The organism is Paenibacillus sp. 102, from assembly GCF_039549175.1.
Taxonomy (GTDB): domain Bacteria; phylum Bacillota; class Bacilli; order Bacillales; family Bacillaceae_G; genus Bacillus_A.
This window is the reverse complement of record NZ_JBCGHT010000003.1, coordinates 468,521-487,696: the sequence shown is the minus strand read 5'-3', so window position 1 is coordinate 487,696 and position 19,176 is coordinate 468,521. Positions and strand designations below refer to the sequence as shown.

General features: G+C 32.9%; 18 protein-coding genes and 3 pseudogenes. 5 read left to right on the top strand and 16 right to left on the bottom strand.

The annotated features are described in order from the left end of the window. Positions 1 to 79: 79 nt before the first annotated feature. Together AAIE21_RS11680 and AAIE21_RS11675 are read left to right on the top strand one after the other, a co-directional pair. Complete coding sequence (locus AAIE21_RS11680) at positions 80 to 787, top strand: hypothetical protein (RefSeq protein WP_343266917.1); 708 nt, start codon at positions 80 to 82, stop codon at positions 785 to 787. 223 nt (positions 788 to 1,010) lie between these two features. Further along, positions 1,011 to 1,520, top strand: a complete 510-nt coding sequence (locus AAIE21_RS11675; RefSeq protein ID WP_343266916.1) for an NUDIX hydrolase — start codon at positions 1,011 to 1,013, stop codon at positions 1,518 to 1,520. Positions 1,521 to 2,005: 485 nt separating this feature from the next. Here the strand turns inward: AAIE21_RS11675 and AAIE21_RS11670 are convergent, their stop codons facing one another. Further along, entirely contained in the window at positions 2,006 to 3,376 is a 1,371-nt protein-coding gene (locus AAIE21_RS11670; RefSeq protein ID WP_343266915.1) for an erythromycin esterase family protein, read from the bottom strand. A 379-nt stretch (positions 3,377 to 3,755) separates the two neighbouring features. Between AAIE21_RS11670 and AAIE21_RS11665 the strand changes: the two genes are divergently transcribed. After that, the gene (locus AAIE21_RS11665) at positions 3,756 to 4,460 is read left to right on the top strand and encodes an LAGLIDADG family homing endonuclease (protein ID WP_481858672.1); all 705 of its coding nucleotides are present in this window, start codon (positions 3,756 to 3,758) and stop codon (positions 4,458 to 4,460) included. Positions 4,461 to 5,299: 839 nt separating this feature from the next. Here AAIE21_RS11665 and AAIE21_RS11660 read toward each other — a convergent pair. The 4 genes and pseudogenes from AAIE21_RS11660 to AAIE21_RS11645 form a co-directional block, all read right to left on the bottom strand. Beyond that, a pseudogene (locus AAIE21_RS11660) lies at positions 5,300 to 5,924 on the bottom strand (YwqG family protein). A 132-nt stretch (positions 5,925 to 6,056) separates the two neighbouring features. Further along, on the bottom strand, positions 6,057 to 6,464 hold the full coding sequence (locus tag AAIE21_RS11655; protein ID WP_343266913.1) for a DnaJ family domain-containing protein: 408 nt from the start codon (positions 6,462 to 6,464) through the stop codon (positions 6,057 to 6,059). A gap of 78 nt (positions 6,465 to 6,542) precedes the next feature. Continuing rightward, positions 6,543 to 7,596 (bottom strand): annotated as a pseudogene (locus tag AAIE21_RS11650) (alpha/beta hydrolase). 152 nt (positions 7,597 to 7,748) lie between these two features. Further along, positions 7,749 to 8,600: a patatin-like phospholipase family protein gene (locus tag AAIE21_RS11645; RefSeq protein ID WP_343266912.1), complete on the bottom strand. Its 852-nt coding sequence runs from the start codon at positions 8,598 to 8,600 to the stop codon at positions 7,749 to 7,751. Positions 8,601 to 8,791: 191 nt separating this feature from the next. On the opposite strand from AAIE21_RS11645, the gene AAIE21_RS11640 reads away from it, so the two are divergent. Then, positions 8,792 to 9,169 carry a PH domain-containing protein gene (locus AAIE21_RS11640; RefSeq protein ID WP_343266911.1) on the top strand — a complete coding sequence of 126 codons (378 nt, stop codon included), beginning with the start codon at positions 8,792 to 8,794 and terminating at the stop codon, positions 9,167 to 9,169. A 178-nt stretch (positions 9,170 to 9,347) separates the two neighbouring features. On the opposite strand, the gene AAIE21_RS11635 is transcribed toward AAIE21_RS11640, so the two are convergent. The 11 genes and pseudogenes from AAIE21_RS11635 to AAIE21_RS11585 all read right to left on the bottom strand — a co-directional run bounded on the left by AAIE21_RS11635 (position 9,348) and on the right by AAIE21_RS11585 (position 18,527). Then, entirely contained in the window at positions 9,348 to 9,821 is a 474-nt protein-coding gene (locus AAIE21_RS11635; protein WP_343266910.1) for a GNAT family N-acetyltransferase, read from the bottom strand. Between the two features lie 5 nt (positions 9,822 to 9,826). Next, positions 9,827 to 10,348 carry a YfiT family bacillithiol transferase gene (locus AAIE21_RS11630; RefSeq protein WP_343266909.1) on the bottom strand — a complete coding sequence of 174 codons (522 nt, stop codon included), beginning with the start codon at positions 10,346 to 10,348 and terminating at the stop codon, positions 9,827 to 9,829. A gap of 35 nt (positions 10,349 to 10,383) precedes the next feature. Beyond that, positions 10,384 to 10,902, bottom strand: coding sequence for a GNAT family N-acetyltransferase (locus AAIE21_RS11625; protein WP_343266908.1), 519 nt, complete (start codon positions 10,900 to 10,902; stop codon positions 10,384 to 10,386). A 92-nt stretch (positions 10,903 to 10,994) separates the two neighbouring features. Then, positions 10,995 to 12,317, bottom strand: coding sequence for a glutamate synthase (locus tag AAIE21_RS11620; RefSeq protein ID WP_343266907.1), 1,323 nt, complete (start codon positions 12,315 to 12,317; stop codon positions 10,995 to 10,997). Positions 12,318 to 12,547: 230 nt separating this feature from the next. After that, entirely contained in the window at positions 12,548 to 13,327 is a 780-nt protein-coding gene (locus AAIE21_RS11615) for an undecaprenyl-diphosphate phosphatase (RefSeq protein ID WP_343266906.1), read from the bottom strand. Between the two features lie 139 nt (positions 13,328 to 13,466). Then, on the bottom strand, positions 13,467 to 14,096 hold the full coding sequence (locus tag AAIE21_RS11610) for a hypothetical protein (RefSeq protein ID WP_343266905.1): 630 nt from the start codon (positions 14,094 to 14,096) through the stop codon (positions 13,467 to 13,469). Positions 14,097 to 14,269: 173 nt separating this feature from the next. Beyond that, the gene (locus tag AAIE21_RS11605) at positions 14,270 to 14,644 is read right to left on the bottom strand and encodes a nucleotide excision repair endonuclease (RefSeq protein ID WP_343266904.1); all 375 of its coding nucleotides are present in this window, start codon (positions 14,642 to 14,644) and stop codon (positions 14,270 to 14,272) included. Positions 14,645 to 14,735: 91 nt separating this feature from the next. After that, positions 14,736 to 15,285: pseudogene (locus AAIE21_RS11600) on the bottom strand (GNAT family N-acetyltransferase). 159 nt (positions 15,286 to 15,444) lie between these two features. Next, the gene (locus AAIE21_RS11595; RefSeq protein WP_343266903.1) at positions 15,445 to 16,560 is read right to left on the bottom strand and encodes an NAD(P)/FAD-dependent oxidoreductase; all 1,116 of its coding nucleotides are present in this window, start codon (positions 16,558 to 16,560) and stop codon (positions 15,445 to 15,447) included. A 278-nt stretch (positions 16,561 to 16,838) separates the two neighbouring features. Continuing rightward, the gene (locus AAIE21_RS11590; protein ID WP_343266902.1) at positions 16,839 to 17,489 is read right to left on the bottom strand and encodes a YdeI/OmpD-associated family protein; all 651 of its coding nucleotides are present in this window, start codon (positions 17,487 to 17,489) and stop codon (positions 16,839 to 16,841) included. Between the two features lie 153 nt (positions 17,490 to 17,642). Continuing rightward, entirely contained in the window at positions 17,643 to 18,527 is an 885-nt protein-coding gene (locus AAIE21_RS11585) for a LysR family transcriptional regulator (RefSeq protein ID WP_343266901.1), read from the bottom strand. 243 nt (positions 18,528 to 18,770) lie between these two features. Here AAIE21_RS11585 and AAIE21_RS11580 point away from each other — a divergent pair, with 243 nt between their 5' ends. Beyond that, positions 18,771 to 19,109, top strand: coding sequence for a VOC family protein (locus AAIE21_RS11580; protein ID WP_343266900.1), 339 nt, complete (start codon positions 18,771 to 18,773; stop codon positions 19,107 to 19,109). The last annotated feature ends 67 nt before the right edge of the window (positions 19,110 to 19,176 follow it).

Here is a 19,176-nt window from a genome sequence, read left to right as displayed (position 1 = left end):
TAGAAGCAGCTTAGATATTTTCTTGTCGTTATTACAAGAAAATAATACATAAAAGGCAAATGAAAAAAGGGGTAAAACCATGGATTATAATACATTTCTTAAGCAAGTAATTAACGAAGATTGGAAGTCAAATCAAAAAGGTTTTGTTGTTTATACTCCTGATAAAACCATCGAATATTTTGAAGATATATCGAAGGAAAAAGATATATTTTTAGCTGATTTTAAGTATGTTGAAGATTTATTTTTTGAGGCATGTTCTAATGTGATAGAAAAATTTTCTCATTCGGAAAATAATAAAGGTGTATTTGTACTCGCATTGTACGTTGATACTGAGGGAGGCTATTGCGGTATATCAATAAATACAGAACAGGCACACCGAAAGATAGTTGATAAATGGTATTCTGATGAATCAGAAGAAGAGCTTAATAGCTTATATGGAATTCGGTACCATGATTCATCATTTCCGTTTACCTTTTTCAATGATACATTAATCACTCCACAATTAGAAGAAATCACAAACGCATACTATTGTATAAATACGGAGCATCCAATACTTGATGTTAAAAGAAGGATAGCATTTCATAAATCGTTTTTTGAAGAGCAGCTAGTTTTAATAGGAATCAATGTAATGAATAGACTTAAAAACACATTTTCGTTGTTGGATACAACAGAAGATTTCTTTGCCTATGTAACTCTACATGATGTTGGTGCTGAAGTTTACGAATTGTTAATTAAAAAAACGGTTCCTTACTCATTGTTCAATAAGCTATTTCCAGAAAACAAATGAAACGAACATACAAACAAAAAAATCCTTCGAGTGGTATTTGTTTTAAAAGTAACAATTGAGCCAATATACCATTTTCCGTTTATAGACTAACTTTGCTACTGTAGATCATTCTTTCTCATATTACGCGTATATATAAATGTAAAAAATGAGAATGAAACCATAATTGAATAAAATTATATGGAGTACGAAAGAAAAATTCGTTTTATAAAGGAGCTGAGAAAACTTGTACAAGCACACTCTATGCTTTATTAGAAGAAATGAAGAGATACTCATGTTAAACAGGGAATACGATCCTGTTAAAGGATTATGGAACGGAGTAGGCGGGAAAATAGAAAACGGAGAAACTCCATTAGAAAGCGCAATTCGTGAAATAAAGGAAGAAACAGATATTGATGTTAAAAGCAATCAAATTCAGTTCAAAGGAATCATAATATGGGAAGCAGATCATACATATTCAGGTGGCATGTATGCGTATGTAGTAGATGTGTCTAATAATTTTTACTACGAAACTCCTAAAAAGACAACCGAAGGAATTTTAGACTGGAAAGACGTGTCATGGATACTTAGTGATTACAATTATGGGGTAGGGGAGATGATACCTCACTTTCTCCCTAAAATGCTCAATGAACCTCATGTATTAGAACACAAATGTGTCATTATAAATAATACATTAGTAGAATATGACTGCAAAGAATTTAACAGGTTAGACAACTCGCGTATAAACAATATATAGTACACGTCACTTTAATTCGAAAGAGGATTAATAAGCAATAGAATGAAATGAAACGAAACATTACAAATTTGTAATGTTCATGTCACCTTCTCCAATAGCACTTAAAAACATCCTGCTTATATACTTAAGATTGATTTACAAAAAGAGGAGTGTGGGAAAATGCACGAAGTAATTGGGGAAGTAGTTGTTGGTCTATGTGAATTCGTTTTTGAGGTATTTGCTTACGGGAATACAAATGAGGAGAAAAAGGAATAATCCCATCTGATTTGTATGATACATAAGATTCTTAGACACCTATATAAGGTGTTTTTCCCTGTTCGTCTTCAGCAGAAATACATTTAATCTAATAATTTCACAAACTAAGTTTTAGATAAAATAAAAAGTGTATATCTTTTATAAAGAAGATTGGTTAAAGAAAAATATACCTCTTAGGGAACTATATACATAAAAAGCGCACCATATATTTCATTGGGGCGCTTTTCGTTTTATTTAATCTGAGAAGGCGTGATATGCTCTAACCAGAGAATACCATCATATTGTTGATTAGGTATCATAATTTCATCTGTTGCTCCCCAATACTGTCCTATAATCGGCGTATACATCCAAGAAGTTTCAGGACGATTTTCCTCACCTTTTAAATTTACAAATACTTGCGGATGATGTGCAGCTTTTAAAATTTGCTCAATACTATTGGCTTCATGTTTTTCCTTTACATAGATAATAGTTTTATTATCTATAGAGTCTAGGCTACTTCCGCTATATGCAAACAAACCAATAGTATACATTTGGTCTTTTATACGTTTTGGCAGATAATCTATCATATTTGGTCCTACGAATCCATATTTGTAGGTTTCAGTCCAATCTTGAATCATTTTAGAATTTTGATTTCGAATATGATAATTATGCCCCCAAACTATTGTTTTTTTACCTTTAAATTGCATCTCACTAAGCCACGCTAAATTTTGCGCCATTTTTTGATCACGTGAGTATAACGAGTAATTATTATAGTTAGCGTAATCAAAGGGGATTCCAAATCTAGGTTTTACTTCATTTGGAATATGCGTTTTCAGCGTATCAATTCGAATACTGACTGATTTTTCTAGAAGTTTTACATCATAGGATGCTTTAGGCGCTACTTGTTTTAAATCATTTGAATGCTGTTGAATGAATTCTTTTACTTTTTCATATTTAAGCAAAAGAGAAGACTGCATCGTTTGGAATTCTTCATAAGAAGAAACAGAACGGTATTTCACTATTTCTTCTTCCGCTTCTACGAGAAGTTTCCCTATTTCAGGATTCAATTTACTAATCCATTCATTTGCAGTTGTTGTAAATGTAGCAGTAGAGGCATTCCACGGTATTTGTATATCGAATCCCGTTAAAATAAGGGGCGTTCCTTTTTCTTTTTGTTCTTTTATGTATTGAAATAATTCTTCCAAATCTTCTGTATGCCATACTCCAGAAATAGCTTTCTTCATAGCTTGTTCAGCTGTTAAATCATCTATATTTTGATACACAGCATTCGCTTCTGCAAATCCTGATTCAAATGCAATCACATCATAACCCATTTCTTCATGCAAATACTTAATCATCCGAACCTTAGATTGATTCATTTCGGTTGAACCATGAGTAGATTCACCTAATAAGACAATACGTTTGTCTTGTAAATTTTGTTTTAAAAATGACAAATCCTCAGTGGTACTAGCAGTCGGTTCCTGTAATTTGACTGCATGTTCACCAACCCATTTCTGCCATTTTTGTTGATCCGCAGGTAATTCTTCAGCAGATGCTACAGTCGAAAATGTTGTTAGTGCAAATAAAGTAGTTACTAATCCTTTTTTCCATTTCGAAAACACACATACCCCTCCTAAATTTTTATAAACCTTATCACATAAATCTAATCATCTATGATTCATGTAAACAAAATAGATGCAATTAGATTTATACATCTATACTAAAGGATGTACTTTATACAAATCAAGAAGAAAAGGGAGATATTTCTGTTTAATTTAAAAATTCTATAAATTAAGTAGTCTAAAAATAATTCTCAGAAGAGAACTCGAGGAAATATGCTATATAGTTGCTACAAAAATAGAGCAGTTAGCAGCAGAAAAAAGGGAGGGTATGAAGATCTACAGTGAATAAAAATGTTACTCCAATTTCAATAGCTTAAATAGACAGAACATCAGTTCTTTTATATGATATAGAAGAAGATGCACACCTAATTTATATCTATTGAAAGGAGAGAGCACATCAAGTATTGCAAAATTAGCTAATGTTTCCGCAAGATATGTTCGTATGGTTCTAGCGGATAACAATGTCGAAAGAAGAGCAAGAGGGAGTTGGAAACGAAAATACAATTTAAATGAAGATTACTTTAAACATTGGTCTAATAATATGGCATATATTTTAGGCTTTTTCATTGCAGATGGTGTCATTACGAAAGATAATCAAACTGTAAGCATTTCTCAAAAAAAATCGGGAATTTTAGAAGATATAAAAATAGAACTTAATTCAAATCAGCCATTATACCAAAACAAGAATACTGGCGTTTATATGTTAAATTTAAATAGCAAAATCATGAAAAATGATCTCATGGACTTACATGGAATCATGCCTTGTAAATCATACGATGTACAATTCCCATTTGTCCCAAAAGAATACTTGCATCATTTCGTTAGAGGGTATTTTGATGGAGATGGCCACGTAAATCCTCAAAGACATTTCGTAAGTTTTGTTGGTGGTTCATATCACTTTATGAATTCTTTAAAACAAGTTCTTATGGAATACAACTATCAACCCAAGTTCATTAATAAAGAAAAACAATATCGTATATATTTAAGTGGTAAAAACACCATTAAAAAATTTTCGGAATGGATTTACACAGACAAAGAATTATTTTTAAAACGAAAACATGGAGTTTTTCAATTAAAGAAATAGTTCTTGTGAACTTACTAAAACAAACTCGATTAGTACGTATGCACGACTAATTATTTAGCGTACGTACTGATTTTTTATCTATACATTATATCTGCTTACTCAAAAAGTAATTGAAGTATGCGAAACTAACGGTGATTGAAAATAAAAATTTAGATAGCGAAGAGGGAAAGACGACAATTATAAATAAGTTTATTACTTTTTTCTAGTAGACATAATATATATTATAGGTAGTTATAGAAAAGAAGTGTTTCTGTATCTCTAAATGCAAGTAAACTATACAATTTGAGATGAAACGAAGATTTTTAATGAAATTCGCTTTAAATATTTTTCTTTTAAAATTCCTCAGTTTTCATTGCTAATTTACGATGAAATTTCTCACAGCAATCTTTAAGTTGAAAACCTGTTGAATTATACATGTTACAGGTGGCCATAAAATTACGACACGATCAATTAAATAATTTTCATTTTGTTATTAAAACTATTTAAAATTCGTACATGTAAGTTTTTATCCAGTACTTCTACAGCTTTTCATATTTATATCCCGTTTATTAAATATGGTTAAATTTAGGTTTTTCTATACAATTTACTTAACCTACTTATTTGTTTACTTTGATTCTTAATCTTAGTTAACATAATCTATGATTACTTGTAAAAAAATTCCCCTATTTTTTTAGGGAGACTTTTTATGTTTTATAATTATTTTTTGCATTTTTAATGGTTCAGCATTCATGCTACATTGCAAATGTACATTGTATTGATAAATATAGCGCGTCTTCCCTATTTTCCACCTATATTAAGGTGATATATTCACTTAATACATCAAAAGAGATTTTTAGACATTAGCAACAATCCCAATTATACAGCACATTCGAAAAATCTAAGTTTAAGAGATCTTCTTTCCGAATAAAGAAATTCGCAACTCCACAGTCTCCCCACATAATCCCTAGAGAATCATCTGTATCAAAATGTTATGTTCTCGATATATTTTTTCCCATTCTCGTGGATATGTTTGTGTAAAGAACGGATAGCCACCGATTTTATGTCCTTGGCCCTCAAAATGCTCTTCATAGAGTTCGGCTAACTCTATTTCATCTTCAATGTCAACGACTTCTTCTAAATTAATCCTATCTTTGGAAAATGCTCCAAATCGATAATCTCCTATTGTTACAGGCTGATAACCTGCTTCAAATGTTAATTTTGCTGCTTCTGGTACAACAAAATACTCTAAATCAAGAGCGTTTAAATAACTAAAATCTGTTATAATTTGATTTTTATCTTGAGTGATTTCAGCATGATAAATAATACGAAAATCTTTTTGTTTTGTTGGATGATCAAAGTCTGCTCCAACAAGATCAATGTGAGAATAGGTAAATACGGATAACCGCCAAATTTACTTTCAAATAGAGTTGTTTCACTGATTTCTCCTGTAACTTTAATATAAGGTTTTGCACTTTCTTCTAAAATCCCCCTATACTGTTCTAACTACTTAGGTATTTGTAAATGATATGTATTTGTTATTCTCCATTTCTCCCGTACATAATAAATGAAATAAGCCTACCTCAACTATAGAACAAGTGATAGGCTTATAGAAAAACACTAAAAATCCTTTTTCACTCTCATTTTTTGTGCACTTGTGGGACAAATTAAGTTATGTTCTAAAATCTTTTTATTAATAATCCGAACTAGTTTTGCTGCTTCTTCAGCATCTGTAATTTTTTTCAGTTTTTCTTTTAAGTGATCAATTTCCTTCGAAAGCTCAATCCATCTAGGTAAAACGTGGTTATCTTTTAATGTTTTATAGAGTTGCTTTTCAGGATTATAAGAAAGATTTTTATCAAGATTAAGTGGTTTTCCCTTGCCAGGTAAATCATCAAAAGTCCCTGATTTTTCTGCACACTTAATGATAGAACTAATATGATCCTCGTACGTGTAAGACCAAACCTTCTCATCTTTTACTAAAATCTCTTGTTTTTTTAACGCTTTATCTATATCCTTTTGATTCATATTTTTCCTCTTCCCTTCTTTTTAAGATAACGTCCTTGAATGTTTTAACGCTAATATCCCCTCAGCAAGTTGCTCTCGCTACCAGATTTCGTCATGACCGCCTTGAAACTCACTATAGATAATTTGGTATTCTTTTTCTCTAAGTGTCTTAGAAAGGCTTCTATTAGCTTTTAAAAGCGGTTCGTTCTCAAGAGTTCCAGCTACCATATACATACGTAGCTCAGCGTATTACTAATTGATAAAAATTGTTTCTCCATCCAAGGAATTTCTTCTTCGTGACCATCCTTTTTCCAATGTACAGAACCTGACAATGACAGTACATTTCCGAAAATATGAGGATTCTGAAGCGCTGCATAAAACGCTGCCAGGCCCCCGAGACTTAGACCAGCAATTGTTGCATGTGCCGGATCTTTATATACACGATATTTTGTTTGAATCCAAGGAAGTAGCTCTTCTATTAAAAATGCATTCATCTTGTCGTTATAAGTAAGCTCATTCAATCGATCTACTTGCTCAATTCCAACAACAATACACGAAGGTATTTCTTGTTTATGAATGAAATGATCGAGTATTGCTGGTGCTCAAAGATTTTGCATAAATGAGTCTCCATCGAATGTGATGATAAGATCTTGAAGGCTTGATGTAAGAGAATAATTATGAGGTGTGTAAATATGTAGCTTTCGTGTATTCCTTAAAACGGAGCTGTAAAAAGAATATGTCTCAACTTTTCCCTGAGGAGTATAATTTTTAGGAAATCTTTTATCATATTGCATTTCCATTCCCATTTCTAAAACAGCTGCTCGATCCGTTCCTTTTCCAAATCTATTACTGTTAAATGGATCTAACTGATACTGTTCACTACGCGCTACCCAATTAGGTAGAAATAAACGTTTCGTTCGTTCTAAATGTTTTGAACCATAAATTTGTGTCTAAAAGTCGTTCTAGTTGATTAGAATTAAGGTCCCAACCATATGTAAGTAATAAGATGATACTGACTATTCATTGGACAAATTTCTATAAGTGGCGTCTCATTTACTTTGAGTTTATCTAAAAACGTATAAAAAGCTTGTGTATCTCCATTACTTAATTGATCTGTAAGTTCTGCCATCTTAGGGCTTAGTATTGATTTCATTCCTCTTCCCTCTTTCATCACATTATATTAGTACTTCTTTTTCTATGAATAAATCCCTATATAAACAACGTACTAATGTTGTATATTTTATGAACAAAAAAACACACAAACGATATAGTCTGTGTGTTTCCATTCTTATTCACCAATCGTGTTCATCTCTCAATCCATTCTAATAACTGTTCATACTGATTCTTAGCATCCTGATATCCAAGATTATATAAATTAACAAGCTTTTCTTTATCCCTTTCAATTCCGCTAACAGGAAGTTGTACACTTGGTTGAATGACAAAGAAATTCTCTTTTTGTGGATTTGAAGACATATAGGAAACAGTTTCATTATAAAACCGATAATGTTCTACTAAAAGCTCAGAGATTTTCGGATATTGTCTGTATACATATTTAGCCATCACAGAAAATTTATTACGCTTTTTTTCATATCCTTCTGGCTTAGTCATAATAACAACATTCTTTTGATAACCGTCCTTTTGTGCTTTTCGAACAGGAATAGGATCAATAATTCCCCCGTCCAAAAGTTTTTTACCATCATAGTCCACAGCTGGAGCAATAAATGGTACTGAACTTGATGCACGAATAATTTTTAATATATCATTCCCGTGCTCTTGCTTATTATAATAAACAGCTTGTCCTGTCTCACAATCCGTTGTTCCAATTACAAACTGCTCATTTGTATGTAAAAAAGTTTGAAAATCAAACGGCACGATTTTAGTAGGCACTTCATCAAAAAGAAAATCCATCCCAAACAATTCTCGTTTTCGTATAAAATTCCGATAAGATATATAACGATGATCAGACACTAACTCCGTATTTACTTTTTTATTTCTTCCCTTTTGACGAGATAAATAAGTTGCCCCCATACACGCTCCTGCTGATACTCCAACTACATATGGGAAAAATAAATCATTTTCCATAAAGTACTCGAGTACACCAGCTGTATATAACCCTTTCATACCTCCGCCTTCTAATACTAAACCAATATTTTTCATGTATACTCCCTCTGCATTTGTTTCTTAATTTTATAAACACTTATATTTTAGCACAAGATATTATGATGAAGTATTAATAAATTCGTTGCATTCATTTAAAAAAACTCTTGCTGCATTGTAAGAATCTATTAGTATATAACGTGATACAATAAAAGAAACTCATTCCAAAGATCATAAAGGAGGAATTTCAAATGGGTTTATTTAGCGGTATTTTAGGAAATGCATCTGATACGAGTACAGAAAATGTAGAGCGTGATTTACAAAAGATTATGCTTGATGATGAACAAGTTGAATATGCATATAAATTGATTCGAGATTTAATTGTGTTTACAAATCGCAGAATGATATTAGTAGATAAACAAGGGGTAACTGGTAAGAAAACAGAATATCATTCTATTCCCTATAAAAGTATTACACAATTTAGCATCGAAACAGCAGGACATTTTGATTTAGATGCAGAACTTAAAATTTGGGTATCTAGTATGCATGAACCAATTACAAAAGAATTTAAAGGTGACGATAGTATTTTAAGCGTTCAAAAAGCATTAGTAAAATACACAACGAAATAACTAATTCGCATATTTATACGGAAACAAAAGTATTAACCCCGTATTTTTTGGAACAACATGCATAAATTTATTTTAAAAATACAAAAAAACATTTCATATCATTGTATTATATAGAACCAAAACAAAGGGATAGATATTACAGATTTACTCTGTTTTATCTATCCCTTATAGATTATCATTATAATACTTTTTTATAATAAACAAGCGTTGTATTATCATTCAACTTCTTTCTTAACCCCGCCTGAATGTAACCCGTTTTTTCATATAGATAACAATTACGTTCTTCTTCTAAGATTGTAGCTAATTCCCAACTCGTTGCTTGTGGAAACATCTTCTCTATTAAAGTGAGTGTTTTCTGAGCGATCCCTTTTCCTTGATAATTAGGCAGAATAAACATAGGACTAATCCAAAACTGTGTCGTCTTCTCTTTCCAAAATACACAAATAGCTCCCACAAAAGTATGATTAACTAATATTTTATAAAATCCACCATTAGGACGATTTATTCTTGCGATTACTTTATCAATCGTTTCATTAGCAGGATTCGTTTTATAGTCCTTATATTTCTCTAATAACGGCTTAAATGCTCGTACTTGAATATTAAAAATAGATTCCGCATCAAACTCTATTGCTCTTTCTAATATGACTTCCATAGCACTTACCACCCTGATCTTTCCCGTAAAGAAGTAATATGTGCCGTGTGATGACGCCCATGCCATGCATATAATCCAATTGCGACCTCTAGTTTTGTTTCACCTGATTCTGGATGATTAAAAGTTTTTTCAAGATCTTCCTGTTCTAAAGAATTTAATAAATTTACCCATCTTTTATGTAAGGAATCTAATAATACAAGAGAAACATCTACAGGTAATTTTGAATCAGGGAGTTCTGCCCATTTCTCTTCCATATATGGCTTAATTGTTGGGTTATTTTCTGTAAGAGCTAACTTAAAACGAATATAGCTATTCATATGACTATCAACCACATGATGAACAACTTGCCGTACTGTCCACCCACCCTTTCGATACGGTGTATCTAACTGATCTTGATCTAAATCTTTAATTGCTGTTGTTAATTCTTTAGGGAGATCTTCAATTTCTTGAATCCACTTCTCTACCATTTCTTCCGTAATATCTCCTTCATAAGCAAACTTCCCAATTGGATAACGTAAGTCCTTCATTGCATTGTTCCCCTTTTGTTTTAAAATTTCTTTTATCATATTTTAGTATGTTTCCAAACGTAATGAATGAAATGAACCTTTTGACCATGTAACTCTATAACCTTTTTATCAATTGTAGCACATGAAAATCCACTTTTTTCTAATACGATTTGTGAGGCATTGTTATTATTTGTTGTCTTTGCATGAATTTCAGTAACTTGATTGTTTGCTGCTTGATTTAGGAGTAATTGGACGGCCTTAGTTGCGATTCCTTTTCCAACAAAATTTTTTCCTACACGATAACCAAGATATCCTAACCGTCTATCTTTCTCTATATCTACTAAATTTATTCGACCTACAATTGTTTTTTCTATATTCCTGATGAGATAAAAGTAGGAAATGCCCTCTTTTTGTTCTTTTAACAATTCATCATGTTTGTGCTGAAATGTTTCATAAACATAGTAGTCCTCTCCACGACTTGGTACCATCTTTTCAAAAAAGGCTCTATTATCACACTCAAAAGCAAACAATTCTTCTGCATCTTGTTCCTTTAATTTTTCTATGTATATTTCCATTCATAATTCATTCCTTTTTTATTCAATTAACTATTATAAATTCGTCATTTAGTAGTTAATTCCCTACTATAAAGTAATAGCATTAACCTTCTTTATTTTTGTCGAGTTGTAAGAATAGCAAACCATACCTTAGGGTGAAAAAGATGTAGAGGACTATGCATAAGATTCATTACCTTGACTAAACGAATATAAATGTCTGGATTATTCGCAGAAAGCTGGTATATTTTCTTCGTATACCATTGTTGAAATGGTTGTATAAAAGACTTCTTTCCTTTTATCTTAGGATGACGGAATGCTTCTGTAGTAACCATTTCCCACGGCGTTGCAATAATTTTTGAAATTCGCTTATAAAAGTATCGAGTAAACTCTTTCTCTAACGCTTTCCCCTTCTTTAAACACATTTGTAATTTTTCAGCTTCCATAGCAGCAACAGACATTCCTTGTCCAAAAACCGGATCAAAACGACAATGAGCATCTCCCATTACTAAGAACCCTTCTGGCATATTTTTAACTAAATCGAATCGACGACGTACTTGGTATGGAATTTTATGTATTTTTATATCTGTAATCGGTTCTGCTTGTTCAAGAAAATGCATGACATCTGGTGCAGGTAACTTATGAGCAAATGCAAGGAACTCTTCATCTGTTTTTGGTGTATTCTCATGGGCGTATCCGCTAAAAGTTACAAAATATCGATCGTCTTCAATCGTTTGAATAAAGGCGCCATAAGGATTTTCGGGAAAACTAGGAGAAATAAGTAAATTACACCAATCAGGACATTCATTCTGTTTTAGACGGAATACCCTAGTTGCGTAAAACAATTGAATCCATACTTTTTCTTCTTTTACTTCTATGCCATGTGTTTTTAACCACTCTATATTTTTCGAACCAAATCCGCTCGTATCAACAACTAGGTCTGCGTGAAGATCTTTTTTCATTCCTGTTTTTAAACACTTTGTTTTCACACCAGAGATTTTGTTACGGTGCGTATCAATTAACAATTGTTCCACCATTGTTTCATATTTCGTTGTAATATTATTTACTTGACTCATTCTTTTTTGTATATGCCACTCAAGCATAGGGCGACTCTGTTGAACTGCATTCAATTCTCCAATAAATGGTTGTTTCCATAAACCAAAATGATGCCATCTCAAATCTCCAGTAAAATTATTTACGATACCCCCATCTTCTTTTAATTGGGTCATAATTGCAGGGAATAATTTCTCAATTGCTAATTCACCACCTTTTAATAACACATGAGGATGGTGACTTTGAGGTACTCTTTTTCGAGGGCTTTTTTCATTCCACTCTTCGCCTACTTCTAAAATAATTACTTCTTGAAAAAAATCTGATAGAGCTTTTGCTGCTAGTTTTCCAGCCATACTTCCACCAATAACGATTGCTTTCTCTAACATTTTTTACCTCCCAAAAATGACGCTAAAATATAATTTTTCATTTTCTTTTGTATTCCTCTGACGTATTAATAGAATCATAAAATGAAAAATCCTGCTATAACATTGCACAACAGGATTTTTTTATCAACATGTATTCATCTTTTCCTTTCATTACAAGTACTGCGTGAGCAAATAATTCGCATGCAATTCCGATAAAAATACTAATAATGTTCCATCAAGCAAGACCTAACTTAAAATACGCCAGTGAATTGCAAAGTTAAAATTAAAGCACCTAAAGCCCATACATAATACGCGAATACTTTAAGAGAATGCTGTTTTAAGTATTGGATCATCCAAGATACTGCAATATATCCGAAAAATGCTGCAGATAAAGTACCAACGATTAACGATGTGTTTGAAATCGTTTCAGCTTTCCCTTGGAACACGTCTACAGATTGTAAAATGATAGCTCCAACGATAGCAGGTGTAGATAACAAAAATGAAAAATAAGCCGCTGTTTCACGGTCTAATTTTCTCCAAAGTGCAGCGACAATTGTCATACCAGAACGAGAGATTGCTGGAAAAATAGCAAACGCTTGAAACGAACCAATAATGAAAGCATCTTGATATGTAATGTCATCCATTTTTTTACGTCCATTTTTTTGTTTCTCTGCCATATATAAAAACAAACCGGTCACTAAAAACTCCCATCCGATTGTGACACCTGTCTTTGAAATCTCTTCAAAGAAATCTTTAAATAATAGACCGATTATAACAGCGGGGATTGTTCCAACAATGAGTAAAAACGTAAGCTTTGAAAATGGATTTTTAATTAAATAAATAAACTCTTTTTTATAATAAATAAACACTGCTAGCAGGGTACCGATATGAAGCATCGTGTCCAAGAAAAGACCTGCTTCATCTAAGTTAAATAAATGTCTTCCTAAATACAAATGACCCGTGCTGCTTATAGGTAAAAATTCGGTTAGCCCTTGGATAATTCCTAATATAAAAGCTTCTAACCAGTTCATGATGATCTCCTTTCTTGTTTGCTTGTACCAGTATATGTTTGTTTTTAGTTGTTATGAAGGAAAGAGCTAGGAATTCAAAGTTTAAAAGATTTTTTAGACAACAAAAAAAGAGGAGACATCTCCTCTAAACATATAAACACTATTTAATTTGTTCTTTATACTCATGATTCACAAGTACATACCATTTTCCTGTATCAAATTTTTCTTTATTAATCACATAAACTTTATTTTCTCTCTTGACATCCCCAGGTTTTAATTCCTTAGTAATAGTAGAGGTCTCGCCTTTTTCAACCTCATAACTACTAGTTGCCCACACATCACTTTGGTAAGCATTATCATTTTCATCCACTAAATCAACTGATGGTAAAACGGCTAATTTCATCGGTTCGTTTGTGATGTTTTTTCCTTCCGTTTCTAAAACAATAAAGACATGTCCATTTTCAGGTTCTTGGATCCCTATACTTTCTTTACCAACCTTATCTCTTTCTACAACTCTTTTTACAGTTACATCAAATTTAGGTGTATGAAAATTCTTGTTTAAAGTATACTCTTTTTCTTTTATTTTTGATTTCTCTTTTGTTTGCTCTGTATTTTTCGGCTTTGTATTCTCTTTCGTTTTCGTCTCTTCAGTTGTTTGCACTTTCTTTTCTTCTTGTTTAGAAGTAGTTTCTTTAGATTCTGAAGAAGTTTTGTCAGATGTACTTCCGCAACCAGATAAATTGAATACTAAAGCGCCACCTAAAATACATGTAGTAAATTTTTTCAACATCTCTTTTATCCCCCGATAAACATAATATATAAATTTCCTATTTATCATAACAAAAAACATGATCTCAGATTGTTGTATTTTGTCGAATAATTAAGAAGAAGCCAATATTTTTATTACATAAAAAAACATGACCTTAATATAGTACTAAGATCATGTTTTAAATTGCTCTTATTTTATTTATAAAATACCTTATCCACATTGTACTTCGCTTGAAACTCGTTAATAATATATGTTTCGTAAATTTCTCTTTCCATTGGATCTTCTACAATACATACATCAATGCGGTATACTTCATCACGATGTGCTTTAATTGGTGAAACATTGTCTTCAAAATGCTTTTTAATACGCTGTCTTATTTTACGTGCTTTCCCAACAAAAAGAAGTTCGTCATTAATGTTATAAAACATAAAAATGCCGCCTTTATCTCTTGGGAACAGATGGAAATCAATGAATCCATGAATTGGAGTGATTCTTGGCTCATCACCTTTTATTACTTGTTTTCTTTCTGTGATAGAAACATCAACTGCAGGTAAATCAATTTTAATCAAGTTACTTCACGTCCTCTTTTATTATAAAGGTAAATAATAGCACATGTAGGTAAGAAAAGCTATTCGTGTTGCGTAAAAATACTGTTTTTCGCTATATCCTAAATGTTATAGATATATCATTTATGTATTTTCTCCAAATCATATGATCATACGCTTTGCCCCAATAATCCTTTCGCACAAAGTTAGGCTCTCCAAATTTTTTCTTCCATATTTTCTGTGCGTTAGTATATCCGCTATCCAAAAAGAATTCTTTTATCCCCTTATCCAATAAAGTAAGGGAAATTGCATTTAAAAGTAAATTACCTATGCCGCGTTTTTGATAATTCGGAAGTACAAATACAGTACCTACCTCATGCAAGTCTTTTAATGCGCCATCTGTACACTCATGAATCAGTTTGCTAGATGGCCCCGATAATTTTATTACAACGTTTATCTACAGCTATCAAAAAATATCGATTTTTCCCATTGCTATCAAAATCACATTTCAAATACTGCTTTTTAGTTTCAATTTCATTTTCTATATCATCAGTCAACTCCGATAAACCTTCTCTTGCAAACGTATCTATAATGACTGTTTGAAACAATTGATTTAACTCTTCATAATCTTCAATGGTTGGTCTTCTTATCTCAACATGATCCACCAAAGGAAACTCCTTAATCTCCTAAATTTCAAAATTACAATCCATATAGCTTTTCTCCAAAACACTCAAAATTCCCTCTGCACATATAAAATTTACTGCGGGCAATGTAAAAAGAAACAAAAAAGATTAGGTAGTTGCCCCTAATCTTTTTTGTAATAACTATTCAATTGCACCAGCTACATCATAATGACTTAAATCTAATTCTATTGGCTGTCCTAAAGCAAGTTTCGCAAGTTCAGAACCTAAGTATGGACCTGCTGTTAATCCAGAAGCGCCTAGACCATTGGCAACGAGTATACCTTTAAAATTAGGTAACGGACCAATGACTGGGAGAAAACCTGGTGTAAATGGTCTAAAACCAACTCTTGTTTCCAGCATCGTACTATTTTCTAACCCTGGTGCCACAAGCAATGCTTTATCAAAGACTTCATGTAAACCACCGGCTGTAACACGATAATCAAGACCAGTATCATTTTCATGCGTTGCTCCTACAACTATACGGCCATCTTCAAAAGTTAAAATGTACTGATCATTTGGCGGCATTACAACTGGCCAATTTTCAGTATCCGTGTTTGGCATATGTAAATGAACAATCTGTGCTTTTTGGAAAGTCACAAGAAAGTTAACACCAAGTGGTTTTAACAATTCATTTGCCCACGCTCCTGCAGTGATAATTACTTGATCTGCCGTTAATGTTTCACCATTTACATGAACACCTTTAACATGATTATTTTCATAAATTAAAAGGGCATCTCCTTTTATAAAAGTAGCACCATGTTTTTTTGCAGCATTTTCAAGAGATTGACGCAGTGCTCTTCCATTTACACGAGCAGCACCACTTATATGTACAGCTCCATATCCCTCCGATAACGGCGGGAATAATTTTTTTGTTTCCTCTGGTGATAGACGAGTGATTTCACCAATTTCAGGAGCATCCTCACGTCGCTTATATGCTCGCTCCTCCATTTGATCTAATTTTTTCTCATCTGTATGTAAGCTAATAGCACCTACTCGGTTATAACCTGTATCTGTTTCGCCATCCTCTTCCAATTGCTGAATTAAAGAAGCATAATATCGCGCCCCACCTTTTGCAATTTTGTACCAAGCTTTATTACGGCGTTGCGAAAGCCATGGACACACAATTCCTGCCGCTGCATCGGTAGCTTGTCCTAAATCTTGACGGTCGATTAATGTAACATGAACCCCCGTCTTAGCAAGATGATAAGCAGTAGACGCTCCCAAAATTCCAGCTCCAACTACAATATATGATTTCATTTCAAACACCTTTTCTTATTCATTCTTTTATGTTTCCTTTACTGTATAAGAGTTTAATGCATTTTATGTGCTCAACTCCCATAAATCCCGAAGCATATTCAGTATACTTGAAGGAGATGTTTTTTCAACTTATTCATTCTATTAATTGTGTCATCATTATGTATTTTGATATCAAAAATGAGGTTTCATAAAAAACATATTCTTGATTTCCTTATTTATAGCATGAAATCAAGAATATGTTTTTACATCTTAAGATTAAATCTACTATTAAAACTTCTTTATTTCTTCTTTCTACGGAATAAATCGATTGATTTATAACCTTGTGAAAGGATTTCAATCATTTGCTGCGCACGCTTTTCACGTGTCTGTTGCTGCTTTGCCGAGAATATGTGGCGTGCCCAATCTTTTTGGTAGCCCGGTGTTAAACCTTGATAGAACTGAAGTTCATTTGGGGAATCAGCTAATAATGCTTCTACATCTTTAATATTCTCTACATAATCGGAGACACATTGGCTAGCAGCAAATGTTTTCTTTTCTTTCTTTTTTTCACGTTTTAAACCAACGACAGTAAAGACATCGTCCATACTTACCATTCGTGCAAATTTGATATCACTATTACCTACATATCCATCTTCTCCAACTTTCATTGCTGGAAATATTTCATCTCTGTGAATGAAAGTTTCATAACGAATGTTACCTTTTTTCGGATAAGCGAAAAATAAATAACCTTTCTCAAGTAATAGTTGTTTATTCATAATAAGTTGCGTGTGCTTAACCATCTCATCCATTGTTTCTACGAAAATGAAAATAGCATCATGATTGTTTGAAAGAGTAGTTGCTTGTTTCGTAAAGACATCGTAATCTTCTGGTTGATTAACTACCACCATATTTGTATATTTGTTAAGATTTAATTTATTGATAATTGTCATTGCTGGCTCCTTCTTTTTTGAATTCTAGTTTTCATTATATTCATCACTGTTTTCATAGCACAATATTACTATACATTGAAGAACCTAACAAATATGTTCGCCACCAGTTCCTTATAGTTATAGACTCATAAGGTTCGAATCGATATTAAAGTTTTATCGCTTCGGTAATTCAGTAAAACTCTGGACGAAAAACTCATAAAACTTACGTTCCGCCACAGACATATAGCGCCCTTCAAGCCATGCGATTTGGTAAGTACGCTGACAAATAGGGTTATCGATATGCACTAAATGAAATGACGTCTCTATTTTTTCTATTAAGGTTTCTGGCATAAAAGCAATACCAATTCCCATACGGATGAAATGACCTACTGCAGAATGTTCGTCAACTTCACATATAATATTCGGAGAAAAACCTGCTTTTTGACAAAATCCATCCGTCATGTCTCGGAATGGATTCCCTTGCTTTATACAAATAAAAGGATCATCAGCCAATTCTCTCAAGTCTACGTTGTTCCGATTAGCAAATCGATGTGTATGAGGAACAGCTAGTAAAATTTTTTCAGTGAGGAAGGACAATCCCTCTATCCCTGTCTGCTCAATTGGAGGGAAAGTGATACAAAAATCGATATCTCCATTTCGGAGCTGTTGCACCTTCTCCCTCTCTGAAGCTTGAGTGATTTGAAGTTTGACATCAGGGTGCAAGGAAATAAAAGAACCTATAACATCAGAAAAGCATTTATGAGTTGTTGTTGCTAAAGAAACACGCCCTTTTTCCATTCCCGCAAGATCTTCAACTTCTCTTCGGCCCTCTTCAAGCAACATGAGTGCCTTTTCCACTTTCTTTAGATACGCTTTTCCAAATGAGTTGAGTCGAATCTTCCTTCCTTGGCGATCAAATAATGGTACACCCAAATCCTCTTCCAACCTAGCGATGGTTTTGCTGAGAGCAGGCTGCGCGATGCGAAGCTCTTGCGCAGCCTGCGTCATATGCTCCAACTTAGCGACTTTTAGAAAATAATGCAGTTGCAGCAGTTCCATATTCGTCACTCCTTCATTCATATACTCGAGTATATAAAGAGATATATTAAAATGTCTTTTTATTTATTAATAATCAATTATAGAATAAAACATGTAAGCAACAAAAGCTTTCAAAGATTTTAAAAGATTATACTGTTTTGATTATAAGTATTTTTTCTTAACTACTTCCCGTTTTGGGAGGACATTTTTAAAAAGTGAATATAGGGATGAAGGTATTATAACTATAGAGAGGAAGTGGAACCTTTGAAACTAAACCATATCAATCTAACGGTCACTGACGTTAACGTTGCTCGAAAGTTCTTGGAGAAATATTTCAACCTACAAACTAAGAGCACGCATGGCGATTCATTCGCTGTACTATTAGACGAAGATGGATTATTGCTCGCTTTGATGAAAGGTACTCAGGTCAGTTATCCGAAGTCCTTTCATATAGGTTTTTCGCAAGAGAGTGAAGAACGGGTGAACGAGATCTATCAACACTTGAAGAGTGATGGGTTTGATGTAAAAACGCCAAAAAGGGCTCATCGCTGGACATTCTATGTTAAAGCCCCGGGTGGATTTAACATAGAGGTTTTTAGTTAAACGGAGATATTCAATGATCGTTCAATAGCAGCATATGTTAATTCGTAATTCTAGGATTACATTTTAA

Coding starts and splice junctions, on each gene's coding strand:
- AAIE21_RS11595 (WP_343266903.1), bottom strand. CDS start 16,560: ATGAAATCATATATTGTAGTTGGAGCTGGAATTTTGGGAGCGTCTACT.
- AAIE21_RS11615 (WP_343266906.1), bottom strand. CDS start 13,327: ATGAACTGGTTAGAAGCTTTTATATTAGGAATTATCCAAGGGCTAACC.
- AAIE21_RS11630 (WP_343266909.1), bottom strand. CDS start 10,348: ATGAAGGACTTACGTTATCCAATTGGGAAGTTTGCTTATGAAGGAGAT.
- AAIE21_RS11585 (WP_343266901.1), bottom strand. CDS start 18,527: ATGGAACTGCTGCAACTGCATTATTTTCTAAAAGTCGCTAAGTTGGAG.
- AAIE21_RS11655 (WP_343266913.1), bottom strand. CDS start 6,464: ATGAATCAAAAGGATATAGATAAAGCGTTAAAAAAACAAGAGATTTTA.
- AAIE21_RS11625 (WP_343266908.1), bottom strand. CDS start 10,902: ATGGAAATATACATAGAAAAATTAAAGGAACAAGATGCAGAAGAATTG.
- AAIE21_RS11635 (WP_343266910.1), bottom strand. CDS start 9,821: ATGGAAGTCATATTAGAAAGAGCAATAGAGTTTGATGCGGAATCTATT.
- AAIE21_RS11590 (WP_343266902.1), bottom strand. CDS start 17,489: ATGACAATTATCAATAAATTAAATCTTAACAAATATACAAATATGGTG.
- AAIE21_RS11610 (WP_343266905.1), bottom strand. CDS start 14,096: ATGTTGAAAAAATTTACTACATGTATTTTAGGTGGCGCTTTAGTATTC.
- AAIE21_RS11640 (WP_343266911.1), top strand. CDS start 8,792: ATGGGTTTATTTAGCGGTATTTTAGGAAATGCATCTGATACGAGTACA.
- AAIE21_RS11680 (WP_343266917.1), top strand. CDS start 80: ATGGATTATAATACATTTCTTAAGCAAGTAATTAACGAAGATTGGAAG.
- AAIE21_RS11620 (WP_343266907.1), bottom strand. CDS start 12,317: ATGTTAGAGAAAGCAATCGTTATTGGTGGAAGTATGGCTGGAAAACTA.
- AAIE21_RS11645 (WP_343266912.1), bottom strand. CDS start 8,600: ATGAAAAATATTGGTTTAGTATTAGAAGGCGGAGGTATGAAAGGGTTA.